This window comes from Pseudohaliea sp., from assembly GCF_054552115.1.
This window is the reverse complement of record NZ_JBTOLW010000045.1, coordinates 1-16,547: the sequence shown is the minus strand read 5'-3', so window position 1 is coordinate 16,547 and position 16,547 is coordinate 1. Positions and strand designations below refer to the sequence as shown.

The following is a 16,547-nucleotide window of genomic DNA, read 5'->3' as shown; positions in this document are numbered from 1 at the left end:
GTTACTCACCCGTCCGCCGCTCTACTCAGTCCGAAGACCTTTCGCGCTCGACTTGCATGTGTTAGGCCTGCCGCCAGCGTTCAATCTGAGCCATGATCAAACTCTTCAGTTCAATCTTTAACCTCCACCCCATCTCTCAACAGGGCAGGAGGGTGAGCTTTCGCAGCTACCCGCGCCAACTCACAAATCTCGGCTCAGACACATATCAGAATCAATGATTCATAAATGAATCGATGAGTCACTTGTGTCTGATAACTTTGCTCCCCGGGCAAGCCCGGAGAGTGAGCTACCAATCCAACAAGTGCCCACACATCTGTCTTCATCTGTCTGTTAAGCAACTCGCTCGGCGCCGGGCCGGGCGTTCCCGCCAAGACCATGTCTTGACCGGGAGGCGTATTATACAGTCGGAAGGCCCGCTGACAAGCGGTGATTCCATCTTTTTTTGATGCCGCTCCCGATGGAGATCAAGCGGCCTCGAAGAGGTGGTACTTCTTCTTGCCGAGGCGCACCAGGTAGAAGCGCCCGTGCAGGGCCCGCTCGGGCGCGAAGCAGCCTGCCGGGGCGGCGTTGTCGTCCCACGCCAGCGCCCGGCCGTTGACCAGCACGGCGCCGCTGCCGAGCGCATCCTTGACCTGCTTACCGGACTTCGCCATCCCCGCCTCCACCAGCGTCTGGGTGAGCGTCCCGGGCAGCGCCGACCGATCCAGCGAGCTCGACGGAAGTCCGTCCAGCCGCAGCTGCGCGAAGTCCCCGGCAGACAAGGTCCCGAGGTCGCCTTCAAAAAGGCAGCGCGTGATTCGCTCGGCGGCCGCCAGGCCCTCGTCGCCATGCACCAGCCGGGTCACCTCCCGCGCCAGCACACCCTGGGCTTCCGGGCGCCCCTGGCGCTCGGCATCGGCACGCTCGATGGCTTCGATCTCGGCCACCTCCAGGAACGTGAAGTAGCGCAGAAAACGGTAGACATCCGCATCCGCGGTGCCCAGCCAGAATTGGTAGAAGGCATAGGGCGAGGTACGCGCGGGGTCCAGCCAGATCGTGCCGCTCTCGGTCTTGCCGAACTTGGTGCCGTCCGCCTTGGTGATGAGCGGCAGCGTCAGGCCATAGACCTGCTTGCCGTGCAGGCGGCGGGCCAGGTCGATGCCGGCGGTGATATTGCCCCACTGGTCGGAGCCGCCGAGCTGCAGTGTACAGTCGTGGCGGTTGGCGAGCTCCGCGAAATCCAGCGCCTGCAGGATCATGTAGCTGAACTCGGTGTAGCTGATGCCGGCCCCCTCGCGCTCGATGCGCTGGCGCACGGACTCCTTCTGCACCATGGCGTTCACGGAGAAGTGCTTGCCGATGTCGCGCAGGAACGTGAGGACATCCATCCCCTGCGTCCAGTCGAGGTTGTTCACCACCAGCGCTGACTGCGGCCCGGCGTCGAAGTCGATGAAGCGCGACACCTGATCGCGGATCTTCTCCACCCAGCCGCCGACGATCTCGGGCGTATTCAGCTGCCGCTCCTGTGCCTTGAAGCTCGGGTCGCCAATGAGGCCCGTGGCACCGCCCACCAGGGCGATGGGGCGGTGGCCGGCGCGCTGGAAGCGCTGCAGCGTCAACAGCGGCACGAGGGAGCCGATATGCAGGCTGTCCGCCGTGGGATCGAAGCCGCAATAGAGAGTGCGCATGCCGCCATCAAGCCAGCCCGGGAGCGCTTCCTCTCCGGCAAGCTGGAACAGGAGCCCGCGGGCGCGCAGGTCGGCGATCAGTGCACTACTCATGGCTGCTCTCTGGTCGTAGAGGCTGTTGCCCCGTGTCATCCCGCAGGGATGACGGCAGTCGGGAAAAGGAGGGCGCAAGATACCCCAACGATCATGGATTGCAACTGCCCGACGGCAGCGGCATCCTGCGTTATACTTCAACCAGCATTCCTGCGGGCACAAGCCGATGCAATTCAAAAAAGCGCACCGCGGCGCCACGCCGCTGGCAACGCGACCCCGCGTATCCCACGGCCACCTGCTGGCCGTGGCCGCACTGACAGCGGCCGTAGCCATCGCGGCCCTGGTGGCGCCCGGCGGCGACGTGGAGGCGAACCGTCCCCTGGAGGCCGAGCTCCCCGGCACCGCCGAGGCGGTCGTCGAGGTCGCAGAGAGCGGTGTGGACACAGTGAGCGCCGAAGAGCCGGCACAGCCCGAGGCCGCTGTCGCCGAGCCAGCGGAACCGCCCCCGGCCTGGCGCGAGCTCATCGTCCAGTCCGGCGACAACCTCTCCCTGCTGTTCAAGCGCGCCGGCTATGGCGATGGCGACGTCTACCGCATCGTGCACACCGCGCCGCAGGGCAAGGCGCTCGAGCGCATCTACCCCGGCCAGACCATCAGCTTCCTCGCCGGCGACGACGGCGAGCTCGCCGCAGTGCGCCACGTCATCGACCCGCTGCACAGCGTCTTGTACCGGCGCATGGACGGCGGCTATTCCAGCGAGCGCATCGACCGCGAGCCGGAAGTGCGCCTCGCCTGGGCGTCCGGCGAGATCGACACGTCGATGTTCCTCGCCGGCCGCGACGCCGGCCTCTCCAGCAACCTCGTCATGGAGCTCGCCAATCTCTTCGCCGGGGTCATCGACTTCGCCCTCGACCCGCGCAAGGGCGACACCATGCATGTCCTCTACGAGGAGCTCTACCTCGACGGCGAGCGCTTCGACGAGGGCGACATCATCGCCGCGTCCTTCACCAACAGGGGCGAGACCTTCAATGCCTTCCGCTACACCGACAGCGCCGGGCAGGCGAGCTACTACAACGAGAACGGCGTGAGCATGCGCAAGGCCTTCCTCATGGCCCCGGTGGACTTCACCCGCATCAGCTCCAATTTCAACCTCAAGCGCCTGCACCCGATCTACAAGACCACGCGCCCGCACCGCGGCACCGACTACGCCGCGCCCCGCGGTACGCCGGTCTTCGCCTCCGGTGACGGCCGGGTGATTGAGGCCGGCTACACCCGGGCCAACGGCAACTATGTGTTCATCCAGCACGGCGAGCGCTTCGTCACGAAGTACCTGCACCTGAACAAGCGCAAGGTCCGCCAGGGTCAGCGGGTGGTGCAGAGCCAGGTCATCGGCACCGTGGGCTCGACCGGTGCCGCCACCGGCCCGCACCTGCACTACGAGTTCCTGGTCGATGGCCGGCACCGCAATCCGCGCACGGTCCACAAGCTGCTGCCCAAGGCCAAGTCACTGGCCTCGGCGGAGATGCCGGCCTTCCGCAGCGCCATCGCCGGCGTGAGCCAGCAGCTCGCGCACCGCCAGGCGGAGACCCGCCTGGCCAGCGCCGGCGGCCCGAGCACCGGCAGCGCCACCGCCGCACCCTGACCCGCCATGGCCCCGGCCTACTACCTGGGCCTGATGTCCGGCACCAGCGTCGACGGCGTCGACGCCGCCCTGCTCGCTTTCGAGGGCGATCACTTCGACCTGCTCGGCACCCTCGGCCGCCCCCACCCACCCGCGCTCCGGGATGCCATTGCCTCCCTGTGCACGCCCGGCAATGACGGCCTCGACGCGGCCGGGCAGGTCGACCGCAACATTGCCCTGGCCTTTGCCGGAACCGCCCTCGCCCTTCTCGAGCGCTGCGGCATCAGCGCCGCGGACGTCATGGCCATCGGCTCCCATGGCCAGACCGTTCGCCACCGGCCCGAGGGTGAGGCGCCGTTCACGCTGCAGCTCGGGGACCCGAACACCATTGCCGAGCGCACCGGCATCACCACCGTCGCGGACTTCCGCCGCCGGGACATCGCCGCCGGCGGTGAGGGCGCGCCGCTGGCACCGGCCTTCCACCGCGCCTGCTTCGGCGCAGCGGGCCGCCGCCGGGCCATCGTCAATATCGGCGGCATTGCCAATGTCACGCTCCTCGATGGAGAAACGCTGGTCGCTGGCTTCGATACGGGGCCCGGCAACACGCTGCTCGACGCCTGGAGCGAGCGCCACCGGGGCACCGCCTACGACGCCGGTGGCGCCTGGAGCGCCGAGGGGACGGTGATCCCGACCCTTCTTGAGGGCGCCCTGGCGGATGCTTTCTTCCAGCGCGACGGCCCGCGAAGCACCGGCCGCGAGTACTTCAGCGAGGCCTGGCTGGACAGCCTGCTCGCGGCGGCGCCGGACGCCGACCCGCGCGACGTGCAGGCCACCCTCGCGGCGCTCACCGCCACGGCCATCACCCGGGGAATCGAGCGTGCGGGCTTTCGGGCGGACGAGGTCTACGTCTGCGGCGGCGGTGCGCACAACGACGACCTGATGCGCCGCCTGCACCGGGCCCTCGGCCCGGCAACGCTGGCGACGACTCGGACACTGGGGCTGGACCCGGACTGGGTGGAGGCGGCGGCGTTCGCCTGGCTCGCGCGGAAGACCCTGGCCGGCCGGCCGGGTAATGCGCCGGCGGTTACCGGAGCAGCGGGGCCGCGGGTACTGGGCGGAATCTATCCGGGCAGTGCCGGCGGGCGCTGGGTGGCGCCCGGGGAAAACCGCCAGCTAGCGGCTAGATAGCGAAGGACGCGCCGCAACCGCAGGTGGTCGTGGCGTTCGGGTTGTTGACGATGAAGCGCGAGCCCTCCAGGCCCTCGGTGTAATCCACCTCGGAGCCGGCGAGGTAGGGGAAGCTCATCGGGTCCACGAGCACCGTCACCCCGTCCATCTCGATAGCGGTATCGTCCTCGGCCGCCTCCTCGTCGAAGGTGAAGCCGTACTGGAAGCCCGAGCAGCCACCGCCGGTGATGAAAACACGCAGCTTCAGATCGGCGTTCTCTTCCTCCGACACGAGTTCGCGCACCTTGCGCACGGCGTTGGACGACAGGGTGAGGCTGTTCGGATCGAAGGCTGTGGCGACGGTCATTGGCGGTTCACGCCCCGGGGGCTTTTCAGGGTTTTATCCAGTATGCGAAGCCCCAGCAATTCAGTCAAGTATTGGCCGGTGTTCAGGGCAGCAGCCCCGGGTGGCCGAGGCCGTCGGTTTCCGGCAGCCCGAGCATGATGTTCATGCACTGGATCGCCTGGCCGGAAGCCCCCTTCACGAGGTTGTCTTCCGTGGCCATGATCACTGCTGTCTCCCGCCCCTGGGGCACGGCCACGGCGAGCTGGCAGCGGTTGGCGCCGCGCACCACCCGCGTCTGCGGGTGCTGCCCCGCTGGCAGCACGTCGACGAAGGGCTCGTCGGCGTAATAGGCCTCGAAAACGGGCTGCAGGTCCTGCCCCGGCGTGTTCAGGCGGGCAAAGCAGGTCGCGTGAATGCCGCGGATCATCGGCGCGAGGTGCGGGACGAAGGTCACCCCGACGGGCGCGCCGGCGAGGTCGCCCAGGGACTGCTCGATCTCCGGCTGGTGCCGGTGGCCGCCCGCACCGTAGGCTTTGAAGTTGTCGCTGGCCTCCGTGAGGATGTTGTCGAGCTTCGCCTGGCGGCCGGCGCCGCTGACACCGGAGGCGGCGCTGGCGATGAGCTGCGCCGGGTCGACGAGCCCGCCGGCCAGCAGCGGCGCGAAGGCGAGCTGGATCGCCGTCGGGTAGCAGCCGGGGCAGGCGACGAGGCGGGCCTCCGCGATCGCGGCACGCCGGAACTCGGGCAGGCCGTAGACGGCCTCGGCCAGCCGCTCCGGGCAGGCGTGAGGCTCGCCGTACCACTGCGACCAGGTGTCTGCATCGCGCAGGCGGAAGTCGGCGGAGAGATCGATGACCCGGGCACCGGCATCAAGGAGCGCCGGCACACTGTGCATGGCCACGTTGTGCGGCGTGGCGAAGAACACCACGTCGCAGGCGGCGAGCGCGGCGGTATCGGGCTCCGAGAAGCTCAGATCGCAGATACCGCGCAGGTTCGGGAACAGGTCATCCACGCGGCGGCCGGCCTCCCCGCGGGAGGTGATGAGGACGACCTCGGCCCCCGGGTGCGCCGCGAGCAGCCGCAGCAGCTCCACGCCCGCGTAGCCCGTTCCACCGACGATGCCGACCCTGACCATGCTGCCTCCCCTTGACCCGGTTGCCGGCCCGCCACCGCGAGCGGCGGGCAAACTGCTATGATCGCATTTTTCACTGGCATCGGTCAGCGCCGTGCGCAATACCCTGGGCAGCTTCCGCCGCTCTCTCACCCGCTACGAGTCGACGCTCGCCTACGCGCTCCTCGGCGTGGTAGGCGGGCTGGCTTCGGGCGGCGTGGTGCTGGCCTTCGAGGCGACGATCGTCGCCCTCGGAGAACTCTGGGGCGTACAGGGCGGCGAGGCCTTCGAGACCCTGCCGCGCTGGCTGCTCTTCGCGCTGCCGGCGGGGGGCGGCCTGCTCCTGGGCACCCTGTTCAGCCTGCTGCCGAAGGAACAGCGCGAGGTGGGCATCCTGCACGTGGTCAGCCGGCTGCATTACCACTACGGGGTGCTGCCGCTGCGCAACGCGCTGGTGCAGTTCCTCGCCGGGGCGCTGGCCCTGGCCAGCGGGCAGTCCGGCGGCCGCGAGGGGCCGGGGGTGCACCTGGGCGGAGCGATAAACAGCCTCCTCGGCCAGCGCCTGTCCCTGCCCAACAACAGCCTCCGGGTGCTCATCGCCTGCGGCACCGCGGGCGGCATCGCCGCGGCCTTCAACACGCCGCTGGCCGGGGTGATCTTCGCCATGGAGGTCATCGTCGCCGAGTACACCGTGGCCGGCTTCGTCCCGGTGATGCTCGCCGCGGTGGCGGCCTCGGCCATCAGCCGCGGCCTCGACTTCGGCTTCCCGGTCTTCTCCCTGCCGCCGGTCGCGCTGAATTCGCTCTGGGAGATTCCCTTCATTCTCTTCGTCGGCCTCTCCTGCGGCACTGCCGGCGCCCTGTTCATTCGCCTGGTACTGCTGTCGGCCGCGTCCCGGCAGCGGCCGGTACTGCTCCGCTTCACCGTCGCCGGGGTGCTCACCGGCTGCCTGGCGCTGCTGGTGCCCGAAGTGCTCGGCATGGGCTACGACTCGCTGCGGCGCATTCTCGCCGGGGAGAGCACGCTGATGCTTCTCGCGGCCCTCGCCGTCACCAAGCTGCTGGCAACCAGCGTGAACCTGGGCTTCGGCCTGCCCGTGGGGCTCATCGGCCCGAGCCTCATCATCGGCGCCTGCCTCGGCGGCCTCCTCGGCCAGCTCGGGCCGACCCTGCTGCCGGCACTCGCCTCGGACATGACGCTCTACGTGATCATCGGCATGGCGGCGACCATGGGCACCGTACTCGGCGCGCCGCTGGCCGCGAGCCTCGCGGTGATCGAGCTGACCCAGACCACGGCGGTCGCCATGCCGGCGCTGCTGGCCATCGTCGCCGCCAACCTGGTCAACACCGCCCTGTTCCGCCAGCGGCCCGTGCACCACGCGCTCCTGCGCCAGCTCGAGCGGGCGGTGCCGGAGGACCCGCTCGGGCAGTTCCTGCACCGGGTGGATGTCACCTCGGGGATGGACACCAGCGCCGTGCGCGTGCCGGCAAAGCTCAGCCCCGAGGCGCTCCGGGCGCTGGCGGTGCAGGTGCCGGACTGGTGCGTCATTCACCGCGACGAGGAGGACCTGTTCCTCCTGCGCGGCGAGGACCTGCTCGCCTGGGGGACCGGCGAGCACCCGCCCCCGCCCCTCGCGGAAGGCGAAGATCCGGGCGTCCTGGACCTGACGGGCGCGGACCTGCGCCGCTGGACCATCACCCGGGTCCCGGAGCAGGCCACGCTGCGCCAGGCCATGGACGTGCTGCGCCGCGAAACCGTCGAGGCCGCCTGCGTCTACGGCCGCCTGCCCTCGGGCAAGCGCAGCCTGCGCGGTATCGTCACCCGGGAGCGCATCGAGCGCTATTCCCTGTCATTCATCTATAGCGAGACTTAAGGAAACCGCCATGCTGTGGTTACGTGCCCTGCACATCATCTTCGTCGTCTGCTGGTTCGCCGGCCTGTTCTACCTGCCCCGCATCTTCGTCTACTTCGCCGCCAGCGAGGACAGCGCGACCCGGGCGCAGCTGGCGGTGATGTCCCGCCGCCTGTACCGTTTCGTCACGCCCTTCATGGTGCTGACGGTGGTCTTCGGCGCATGGATGATCGCCCTGGCGCCGGCCTACTACCTGAGCGCCACCTGGCTCTGGCTCAAGCTCGCCGGCGTGGCCTTCCTCATCGTCTACCACTTCCAGTGCGGGCGCTACGTGAAGGCCATCAACGAAGACTCGGACAGCCACAGCCACGTGTTCTACCGCTTCTTCAACGAGGTGCCGGTGCTGTTCCTGTTCGCCATTGTCTTCCTCGTGGTGCTGAAGCCCTTCTGATCCGGCCCTTCTGATCCGGCCCTTTTGCTTCGGCGCTGTTGATGCAGCCCCCTTGACGGGACGCGTGGGCCCGCCGCGGGGTTGTTGCGGGGGAGGGCGAAGGCCCATAATCCGGGAGCTTCAAGCTCCCCCGGGAGCCCGTCTTACCCCGCAGTGAGGACAGCATGGTCACATCACAAGCCCTATTCGAGCGCGCGAGCGCCCACATTCCCGGCGGCGTGAATTCACCGGTGCGGGCCTTCAAGGCCGTCGGCGGCACCCCGGTGTTCATCGACCGCGCCGACGGCGCCTACCTCTTTGATACCGATGGCAACCGCTACATCGACTACGTGCTGTCCTGGGGGCCCATGATCATGGGCCACAACCACCCGGAGGTGCGCGAGGCGGTGATCCGCCAGGCGGAGAAAGGGCTGTCCTTCGGCGCACCGACCGAGCTCGAAACACAGCTGGCGGACCGCATCTGCGAGATCATGCCGAACATGGACATGGTGCGGATGGTGAACTCCGGCACCGAGGCGACCATGAGCGCCATCCGCCTCGCCCGTGGCTACACGCACCGGGACAAGATCGTGAAATTCGAGGGCTGCTACCACGGCCACTCGGACTCCCTGCTCATCAAGGCCGGCTCCGGCGCCCTCACCCTGGGCGTGCCCAGCTCCCCGGGCGTACCGGCCTGCCTCGCCGAGCACACCATCACCCTCACCTACAACGACGTGGACGGCCTGCGCGAGTGCTTCGCCGAGCACGGCGACAAGATCGCCTGCCTGATCGTCGAGCCGGTCACCGGCAACATGAACTGCGTGCTGCCGAAGCCCGAGTTCCTCACCGCCATGCGCGAGGTCTGCAACGAGAGCGGCGCCGTGCTGATCCTCGACGAGGTGATGACCGGCTTCCGCTTCGGGCCCCATGGCGCCCAGGGCCACTACGGTATCGAGGCCGACCTCACCACCCTCGGCAAGATCCTCGGCGGCGGCATGCCCGTGGGCGCCTTCGGCGGCAAGCGCGAGATCATGGAGCACATCGCCCCCCTCGGGCCCGTGTACCAGGCCGGCACGCTGTCCGGTAACCCCATCGCCATGGCGGCGGGGCTGGCGACCATGGATATCATCACCCAGCCGGGCTTCTACCAGCCGATTTTCGACCGCACCGCGCGCCTCTGCCATGGCCTCGAGGCCGCCGCCGACAGCGCCGGCGTGCCCTTCACCACCAACCACGCGGGCACCATGTTCGGTGGCTTCTTCACCAACGCCCCGGCGGTCGAGAACTACGCCGATGTGATGGCCTGCGACACGAAAACCTTCGGCCGCTTCTTCCACCGCATGCTGGAGCACGGTGTGTACCTGGCGCCGGCCTCCTACGAGGCGGGCTTCATGTCGGCGGCGCACACGGACGAGGATATCGACAAGACCCTCGAGGCGGCGAACATCGTCTTCCACATGCTCACCGCCGGGAGTTCCGGCGCATGAGCTTCAAAAGCAGCCGGGGCCCCTACCCCACGACCCGCCTGCGCCGGCTCCGGGCCAGCGCCTTCGCGCGTGACCTGGTGCGGGAAAACGGCCTGACCCCGGCGGACTTCATTCTGCCGGTGTTCGTCCTCGAAGGCAGCGGCGAACGCGATGCCGTACCCTCCATGCCCGGGGTGGAGCGCCTCTCCGTCGACCTGCTCGTCGAGCTCGCGAAGGAGGCCCACGGCCTCGGCATCCCCGCCATCGCCCTGTTCCCGGTGGTGCCGGCCGAGCGCAAGAGCCTGCAGGCGGAGGAAGCCTACAGCGCCGACGGCCTCGCCCAGCGCGCCACCCGCGCCCTGAAGGACGCCGTGCCGGAACTCGGCGTGATGACCGACGTCGCCCTCGACCCGTTCACCACCCACGGCCAGGACGGCATCATCGACGACAACGGCTACGTGCTGAACGACATCACCAAAGACGTGCTGGTGAAGCAGGCGCTGTCCCACGCCGAGGCCGGCGCCGACGTGGTCGCCCCCTCGGACATGATGGACGGGCGCATCGGCGCCATCCGCGAACTGCTCGAGAGCGAAGGCCACGTGAACACGCTGATCATGTCCTATGCCGCCAAGTACGCCTCGAGCTACTACGGCCCCTTCCGCGACGCCGTGGGCTCCGCCGGCAACATCAAGGGCGGCAACAAGTTCAGCTACCAGATGGACCCGGCAAACAGCGACGAGGCCCTGCACGAGTGCGCCCTGGACCTCGCCGAGGGCGCGGACATGATCATGGTCAAGCCGGGCATGCCCTACCTCGACATCGTCCGCCGGGTGAAGGACGAGCTCAAGGCACCGACCTTCGCCTACCAGGTGAGCGGCGAGTACGCCATGCACAAGGCGGCCTTCGCCAACGGCTGGCTGCAGGAAGAGGTGGTCATGCTCGAGTCGCTGCTCTCCTTCAAGCGCGCCGGCTGCGACGGCATCCTCACCTACTTCGCCCTCGACGCGGCCCGGGCGCTGCAGTAACGGCTCTCGCCATGCGCGCTGCCGGCCTGCTGTTCGCGCTCGCGGCCATCCTCCCCCTCCCCGGGCACGCCGAGTGCGGCTGCCTGTGGGAGGGCAGCTTCGCCGATGTGCAGGCAAGGGCGGACCTCGTGATCGCCGGCACCGTCGAGCAGCGCAAGGGCAACTCCATCGACATCGCCATCGGCCGCACGCTGCGCGGGGAAGGCTGGCGCGAGCGGGTGCGCGTGTGGCTGCAGGCCGGCGACTACTGCCGCCCCCCGGCGGAAGACTTTCCGGAGGGCAGCCGCTGGGTGCTGGCGCTGTCGCGCATCGACGCCGTCCCCGAGGGCGGCTTCAACCCCGCCACGCCCAACCAGAGCTACGGCCGGAAAGGCGACTACGTCCTCTCCAGCTGCGGCGGCTACTGGCTGCGCTGGACCGGCGACGCTGTCACCGGCAACCTCGTCGATGCACCGCGCTGGGCGCGCGAGCCGGAGATGACCCCGGTGCTGCTGGACGTGCTCGCGGCCTACGTCGCCGGCCGCATCGACAAGGCGCGGTTGAAGGAAGCGAGCCGGGAGGACCCGGCCCTGCGCGAGCTCATGCTCAATACCCGCCAGTTCCTCATCCACGGCGACGCCGCAGAACCCGAGTAGCTCAGTAACGCCACCCGGGCGGCCGCTTGCCGCCCGGGCCGGTCACCAGGTCCATCAGCTCGTCGAGCATGCGCAGGGAGAGGCCCCAGATGCGCCGCCCCTCGTAGAAGTAGCAGGGCAGGGTCAGGGAGACCGGCTTGCGCTCCCAGACCATCGTCTCCCGGTTGTCCGTATCGAGAAGGAACTCCAGCGGCACCCAGACGACCTCGGCCACCTCGTGGTTGGGGGCGAAGGCAACTTCGCGGCGCAGGCGGAAGACAAAGGGGCTGACGGCCATGCCCAGGCCGCGGATGCGCGAGCGGGCATTCACCTCCGACAGGCGGCCGACGCATTCCCCGGCATCGAGCACGAGGCCGACTTCCTCCTCGGTCTCGCGCACCGCCGTGGCGAAGCCATGGGCGTCGATGCGCTCCATACGCCCGCCGGGGAAGGCCATCTGCCCGGACCAGGGGTCCCCCGGCCGCTCCGCCCGGCGGATCATGAGCACGCACAGCTCGCCCTCGCGCACCTGCAGCACGAGCGCGACCGCGCAGCGCTTCATGAACGGGCGCAGCCGGTGGCGCTTCGGGCGGTGATCGGCGAGGCGGGACTCGACGAGGTTGAGGAGTGCGACAGACACGGGGCCGGGGCGTTGGGGGTTGCGCCCGATTAAGCCAGCCGGGCCCCGGTGAAGCAAGCCGCTGCGCCAGCGGGAGGCGCGCTCCGGGGCCGGCGAGCCGCTTCTACAATCGCCGGCCCCCACGCTGTAGCATTGGCGCCTCGCACCGACCGGCCCCGCAGGGGCCCGCAGCGCTGGAGCCCGCCGTGAACGCCCCCGACACCCTCCTCACCGTCACGGACCTTACCGTGAGCTACCGCGCCCGCCCCGTGCTGCGCGCCCTGTCGCTCGCCATCCACCGCGGCGAGCAGTGGGCGGTGCTCGGGCCCAATGGCGCCGGCAAGACCACCCTCGCGCGGGTACTCGCCGGTGAGCTGGGCCATTACACCGGCACCGTGGAGCGCACCGACACGCTCGCCCACCACGGTATCGCCTATGTCTGCTTCGAGCGCGCGCGGGCCCTGGTAGAGCGGGACCGCAAGCTCGACGTCTCCGAGTTCAGCGCCGATGCCAGGGACCCGGGCACCCGCGTCAGCGACCTGCTGCCGGCCACGGCGGCGCGGGATCACTGGGTCGAGCTGCTGGGCCTCGGGCCGCTCCTCGAGCGCGGCCTGCGCTACCTGAGCACCGGCGAGCTGCGCAAGGCGCTCCTCGCCAGCGCCGTGCTACGGCGACCCGGGCTGCTCATCCTCGACAGCCCGCTCGACGGCCTCGACGCCGCCAGCCAGGAGAAGCTGCACACCGCCCTCGACGCGCTGCTCACCAGCGACCAGCCGGTGCTGCTGCTGGCGCGGGACCCGGCGGACGTGCCCGCCGCCATCAACCACGTGCTGCTCCTGGACGCCGGCCGCACAGCGGCAGCCGGCCCCCGCGAGGCGGTGCTCAGCGCCCCGGCAACCGCCGCACTTATGCTGCCGCCGCTGCCGCCCCTCGGTGAGCTGCCTCCGCCCCCGCCCGGCGCGCCCCGGGCGCCGCGCGACGCACCGCTCATCGCCCTGCGTGAGGTCGCCGTCAGCTTCGACGACACGGCAGTGCTCGAAGGCGTGCACTGGACCTTCGACCACGGCCAGCACTGCGCCATCGCCGGCCCCAACGGCTGCGGCAAGTCGACGCTGCTCGGGCTCATCACCGGCGACAACCACAAGGCCTACGGCCAGGACGTGACGCTCTTCGGGCGCAGGCGCGGCAGCGGCGAGAGCGTGTGGGAGATCAAGCGCCACTTCGGCCAGGTGGACACGCAGCTGCAGCTCACCTTCGCCCGCGGCATGCGCGTGGTGGAGGTGGTGACTTCAGGCTTCTTCGACAGCGTCGGCCTCTACGACGACTGGGGCGACGGCCAGCGGGCGCTGGCCGAGGCCTGGCTGCAGGCGCTGGCCCTGGGCGACCTTGGCTCGGCGCGCTTCGACGACCTCTCCTTCGGCCTGCAGCGCATGGTGCTGCTGGCCCGGGCCATGGTGAAAGGCCCGCAGGTGCTGGTGCTCGACGAGCCCACGCTGGGCCTGGACGCCTGGCACCGCCGGCTGCTGCTGCGCGCCGTGGACCACGTGGCCGCGCACAGCGACAGCCAGCTGCTGTTCGTCAGCCACTCCGCCGGCGACCGCCCCGCCTGCATCAACCAGCGGGTGGATTTCGTGGCGAGGGACGGCGCGTTCACCGTTGCCGTGAGCACCGCGCCCCGGGAAGGCGCGCCCCGGGGCGGCGGGGCTACTGCGTGAAGCGCGACAGCGCGGCACACTCGCTGCCGCGGCAGTAGAGCAGCCCGCGCTCGGCAAACGCCTTCGCCTGGGCCCCGTCCCCGGCGGCGGCGTGGGTGCGCGCCAGCTCCAGGTAGAGCGCGCCGCGCGCCGGGTCCAGCCGCTGCGCGCGCTCGAGCAGCGCCAGGGCGCGCTCCGTCTCCCCCGCCTCGCGGGCGTCGCGGGCCCGGGCCAGCAGGCCCGTGACCGCATCTGTCGCCGGTGCCGCCGGCGGGGGCGCGGGTGCCGGCGCGGGCCGGCCGCTCTCGCCGGGCGGCGTGACCACCGGCGCGGGTTCCTGCCGCGACGGGCTGCCGGCGCAGGCGGCGAGGAATGCGGCGAGGGCGAGCACGAACAGCGGGCGAAGGCTCATGTGTCATCTCCAAACAGGCGCTGGAACCAGTCCCGCACCGGGTTGCCGCGGCGCGCGCAGGGGCTCTGCCCCTCGGGCTCGCTGCCGTCGATGAAGGGTAGCAGCCGCGCGCCCTCGCAGCCCTCGCGGCTGGCGAGCCCCGTGGCCTCGTCCACCCAGTGCAGCGAAACCCCGGCGGGCATGCGGTAGGCCAGGGGCCGGCGCGCCGCCGCGGCCATGAAGTCGGCCCAGATGCGCCCGGCGCCGGTGGCCCCGGTGAGCCCCGTGGCCTCGTTGTCGTCGTGGCCGATCCAGCTCACCGCCAGCAGGTCACCGGAGAAGCCGGCGAACCAGGAGTCGCGGAAGCCGTCCGTCGTGCCGGTCTTGCCCGCCACCGCAAAATCCTGCGGCAGCCGGCGGTAGACCGTGCGCCCGGTGCCCTCGCGCACCACGGCACGGAGGGCATAGTGCAGCAGGTGCACGGCGCGCTGGTCCACGCGCCGGTCGTAGGCCAGCGGGTAGCGCCGGAGCGGCTCGCCGCGGGCATCGACGATGTCGCGGATGCTGCGCAGGGGCATGCGGAAACCCCCGGCGGCGATGGCCTGGTACAGCCGCGCGATCATCACTGGCGAGTACTCACCAACTCCCAGCGTCACCGCCGGCAGGGCCGGCGCCTCCGGCAGGCCGAGGCGCTCCAGCATGTCGTGCACCCGGTCGACGCCGAGGGCGAGGCCGAGGCGGGCCGTGGCCACGTTGTAGGACTCGGCCAGGGCCCGGTACAGCGGCACTTCGCCGTGGAACGTCTCCTCGAAATTCTCCGGCTCCCAGACCCGGCCGTTCGGCCCCTCGTAGCGCAGCGGGCTGTCGTCGATGCGCGTGGCCAAGGTATAGCGCTCATACTGCTCGAGGGCGGCCAGGTACACCGCCGGCTTGAGCAGGGACCCGGCGGGCCGGCGCGCATCCAGCGCCCGGTTGAAGCCCGCGTAGCGCACCTGCCGGCCGCCGACCAGCGCCGCCACCTCGCCCGTGTCCACCCGGGTGACGATGCTGGCCGATTCCAGGTCCTCGTCGAGCCCCTCCAGCACCGCGCTCGTGCTGCGCTCCAGCTGCCGCTGCAGGATCGGGTCGAAGGGCGTGAAAATGCTGAGGCCGAGGGTCGCGAGGTCCTCCTCGCGATACTCCTCGCGCAGCTGCCGGCGCACCAGGTCCAGGTAGGCCGGGAAGGCGTCGCGCAGCCGCGGCGCCCGGTTCACGCCGAGGGGCATGGCCTTCGCCACTGCCGCCTGGCCGTCGTTGATAATCCCGGCCTCTGCCATCTCGTCGAGGACGAGGTTGCGCCGCTCTTTTGCCCGCTCGGGGTTGCGCAGCGGGTTGTACAGGCTGGGCCCCTTGATCATGCCCACGAGCAACGCCTGCTGGTGCAGCCCGAGCTGGGAGAGCGGCGCCTGGAAATAATGCCGCGCCGCCAGCGCGAAGCCGTGGATGGCCCGCGGCCCCTCCTGGCCGAGGTAGACCTCGTTCAGGTAGCTCTCGAGGATCGCGTCCTTGCTGTAGTGCAGCTCCAGCAGCACCGCCATGGCGATTTCCGTGAGCTTGCGCACGATGGTGCGCTCGGGGGTGAGATAGTAGTTCTTCACCAGCTGCTGGGTGATGGTGCTGCCGCCGGCCACCACCCGGCCGCTGCGCAGGTTGGAGAAAGCCGCCCGGGCGATACCGGTGATGGAAAAGCCCCAGTGCTCGTAGAAGCGGCGGTCCTCCACCGCCAGGAGCCCGGCCACCAGGGTCTCCGGCACGTCCTCGAGCCGCACCAGGAGCCGGTCTTCCCCGTGCGACGGGTAGATGCCACCGATCTGCAGCGGGTCGAGGCGCATGAGCGGCACGTCGGCGTTGCCGCTGACCAGCGCCGACACCCGCCCGCCGCTCAGCACCAGCCGCACGCCCCGCGCCGGCTCGCGCTCGCCGGGGAAGGCAAAACCGCGCGTGTAGATATCGAAGACGCTGCCGTTGCGCGAGTACTGCCCCGGCGCCCGGGCGCTGGTCACGGGCTTGTAGCCGAGCAGCTCCAGCTCCCAGGCCAGGTCCTCGGCCTTGAGGGGCGCACCCACGAAAAGCTCCAGCGGCCGCGCAAACACCTTTGCCGGCAGCGCCCACATGCGATCGGAGAAGGTCGCCGTGATCCGCGCATCGAGCATCACCACAGCCACGCCGGCGAGGAGCAGGAGCACGATGGCGAGTTTGAGCAGCGGCCGGCGGGTTTTCGTCATGGGCGGCGAGTTTACCTTATCGGGTTTTAGTTCAGGGTTGCCTCAGGGTGCAATTCGTTCCGACCCGGCCGGTGGTAGCAGGGTGCCATGCGTGCCGGGTCGGTCGTGGTAACAGGGGGTTCCGGAATCGCAAAAACGACACCCCCCGCCACCCGGACTCCGCACCCCCCCCCCCCCCACCCCCAAAACCCCCACTACCCCCCCCACCCCCCCCAACACCCCGCTTCCCCCACAAACCCAATTCCGT

14 protein-coding genes and 1 rRNA gene are annotated in these 16,547 nt (G+C 70.0%); 8 read left to right on the top strand and 7 right to left on the bottom strand.

The features are described from left to right. Positions 1–112 (bottom strand): 16S ribosomal RNA (locus ACX93N_RS15700); the annotation flags it as partial. Positions 113–464: 352 nt separating this feature from the next. Next, complete coding sequence (tyrS, locus tag ACX93N_RS15695; protein WP_459429385.1) at positions 465–1,760, bottom strand: tyrosine--tRNA ligase; 1,296 nt, start codon at positions 1,758–1,760, stop codon at positions 465–467. A gap of 166 nt (positions 1,761–1,926) precedes the next feature. Here tyrS and ACX93N_RS15690 point away from each other — a divergent pair, with 166 nt between their 5' ends. Together ACX93N_RS15690 and ACX93N_RS15685 are read left to right on the top strand one after the other, a co-directional pair. After that, on the top strand, positions 1,927–3,342 hold the full coding sequence (locus ACX93N_RS15690; RefSeq protein WP_459429384.1) for a peptidoglycan DD-metalloendopeptidase family protein: 1,416 nt from the start codon (positions 1,927–1,929) through the stop codon (positions 3,340–3,342). Between the two features lie 6 nt (positions 3,343–3,348). After that, complete coding sequence (locus tag ACX93N_RS15685) at positions 3,349–4,509, top strand: anhydro-N-acetylmuramic acid kinase (protein WP_459429383.1); 1,161 nt, start codon at positions 3,349–3,351, stop codon at positions 4,507–4,509. Here ACX93N_RS15685 and erpA read toward each other — a convergent pair. Both erpA and argC read right to left on the bottom strand, forming a co-directional pair. Then, entirely contained in the window at positions 4,502–4,855 is a 354-nt protein-coding gene (gene erpA / locus ACX93N_RS15680) for an iron-sulfur cluster insertion protein ErpA (RefSeq protein WP_459429382.1), read from the bottom strand. The genes ACX93N_RS15685 and erpA overlap by 8 nt on opposite strands. 82 nt (positions 4,856–4,937) lie before the next feature. Next, complete coding sequence (gene argC, locus ACX93N_RS15675; RefSeq protein ID WP_459429381.1) at positions 4,938–5,969, bottom strand: N-acetyl-gamma-glutamyl-phosphate reductase; 1,032 nt, start codon at positions 5,967–5,969, stop codon at positions 4,938–4,940. 91 nt (positions 5,970–6,060) lie between these two features. On the opposite strand from argC, the gene ACX93N_RS15670 reads away from it, so the two are divergent. The 5 genes from ACX93N_RS15670 to ACX93N_RS15650 all read left to right on the top strand — a co-directional run bounded on the left by ACX93N_RS15670 (position 6,061) and on the right by ACX93N_RS15650 (position 11,353). Next, positions 6,061–7,818 carry a chloride channel protein gene (locus tag ACX93N_RS15670; protein ID WP_459429380.1) on the top strand — a complete coding sequence of 586 codons (1,758 nt, stop codon included), beginning with the start codon at positions 6,061–6,063 and terminating at the stop codon, positions 7,816–7,818. Between the two features lie 10 nt (positions 7,819–7,828). Then, positions 7,829–8,248, top strand: a complete 420-nt coding sequence (locus ACX93N_RS15665; RefSeq protein ID WP_459429379.1) for a CopD family protein — start codon at positions 7,829–7,831, stop codon at positions 8,246–8,248. 164 nt (positions 8,249–8,412) lie between these two features. Then, positions 8,413–9,714 carry a glutamate-1-semialdehyde 2,1-aminomutase gene (gene hemL / locus ACX93N_RS15660; RefSeq protein ID WP_459429378.1) on the top strand — a complete coding sequence of 434 codons (1,302 nt, stop codon included), beginning with the start codon at positions 8,413–8,415 and terminating at the stop codon, positions 9,712–9,714. Then, positions 9,711–10,718, top strand: a complete 1,008-nt coding sequence (hemB, locus tag ACX93N_RS15655; protein ID WP_459429377.1) for a porphobilinogen synthase — start codon at positions 9,711–9,713, stop codon at positions 10,716–10,718. Before hemL ends, hemB begins: the two co-directional genes overlap by 4 nt. An 11-nt stretch (positions 10,719–10,729) precedes the next feature. Next, a complete protein-coding gene (locus ACX93N_RS15650) occupies positions 10,730–11,353 on the top strand; it encodes a delta-aminolevulinic acid dehydratase (RefSeq protein ID WP_459429376.1) in 624 nt (207 codons plus the stop codon). Between the two features lies 1 nt (position 11,354). Here ACX93N_RS15650 and ACX93N_RS15645 read toward each other — a convergent pair whose 3' ends face one another. After that, positions 11,355–11,972 (bottom strand): NUDIX hydrolase, encoded by a 618-nt coding sequence (locus ACX93N_RS15645; protein ID WP_459429375.1) that lies wholly within the window; start codon positions 11,970–11,972, stop codon positions 11,355–11,357. Between the two features lie 185 nt (positions 11,973–12,157). On the opposite strand from ACX93N_RS15645, the gene ACX93N_RS15640 reads away from it, so the two are divergent. Next, on the top strand, positions 12,158–13,666 hold the full coding sequence (locus tag ACX93N_RS15640; RefSeq protein ID WP_459429374.1) for an ATP-binding cassette domain-containing protein: 1,509 nt from the start codon (positions 12,158–12,160) through the stop codon (positions 13,664–13,666). Here ACX93N_RS15640 and ACX93N_RS15635 read toward each other — a convergent pair. Continuing rightward, positions 13,656–14,057, bottom strand: a complete 402-nt coding sequence (locus ACX93N_RS15635; RefSeq protein ID WP_459429373.1) for a tetratricopeptide repeat protein — start codon at positions 14,055–14,057, stop codon at positions 13,656–13,658. The two genes, ACX93N_RS15640 and ACX93N_RS15635, sit on opposite strands and share 11 nt — an antisense overlap. Next, positions 14,054–16,300, bottom strand: a complete 2,247-nt coding sequence (mrcB, locus tag ACX93N_RS15630) for a penicillin-binding protein 1B (RefSeq protein ID WP_459429372.1) — start codon at positions 16,298–16,300, stop codon at positions 14,054–14,056. The genes ACX93N_RS15635 and mrcB overlap by 4 nt, the downstream gene beginning before the upstream one ends. Positions 16,301–16,547 lie beyond the last annotated feature (247 nt).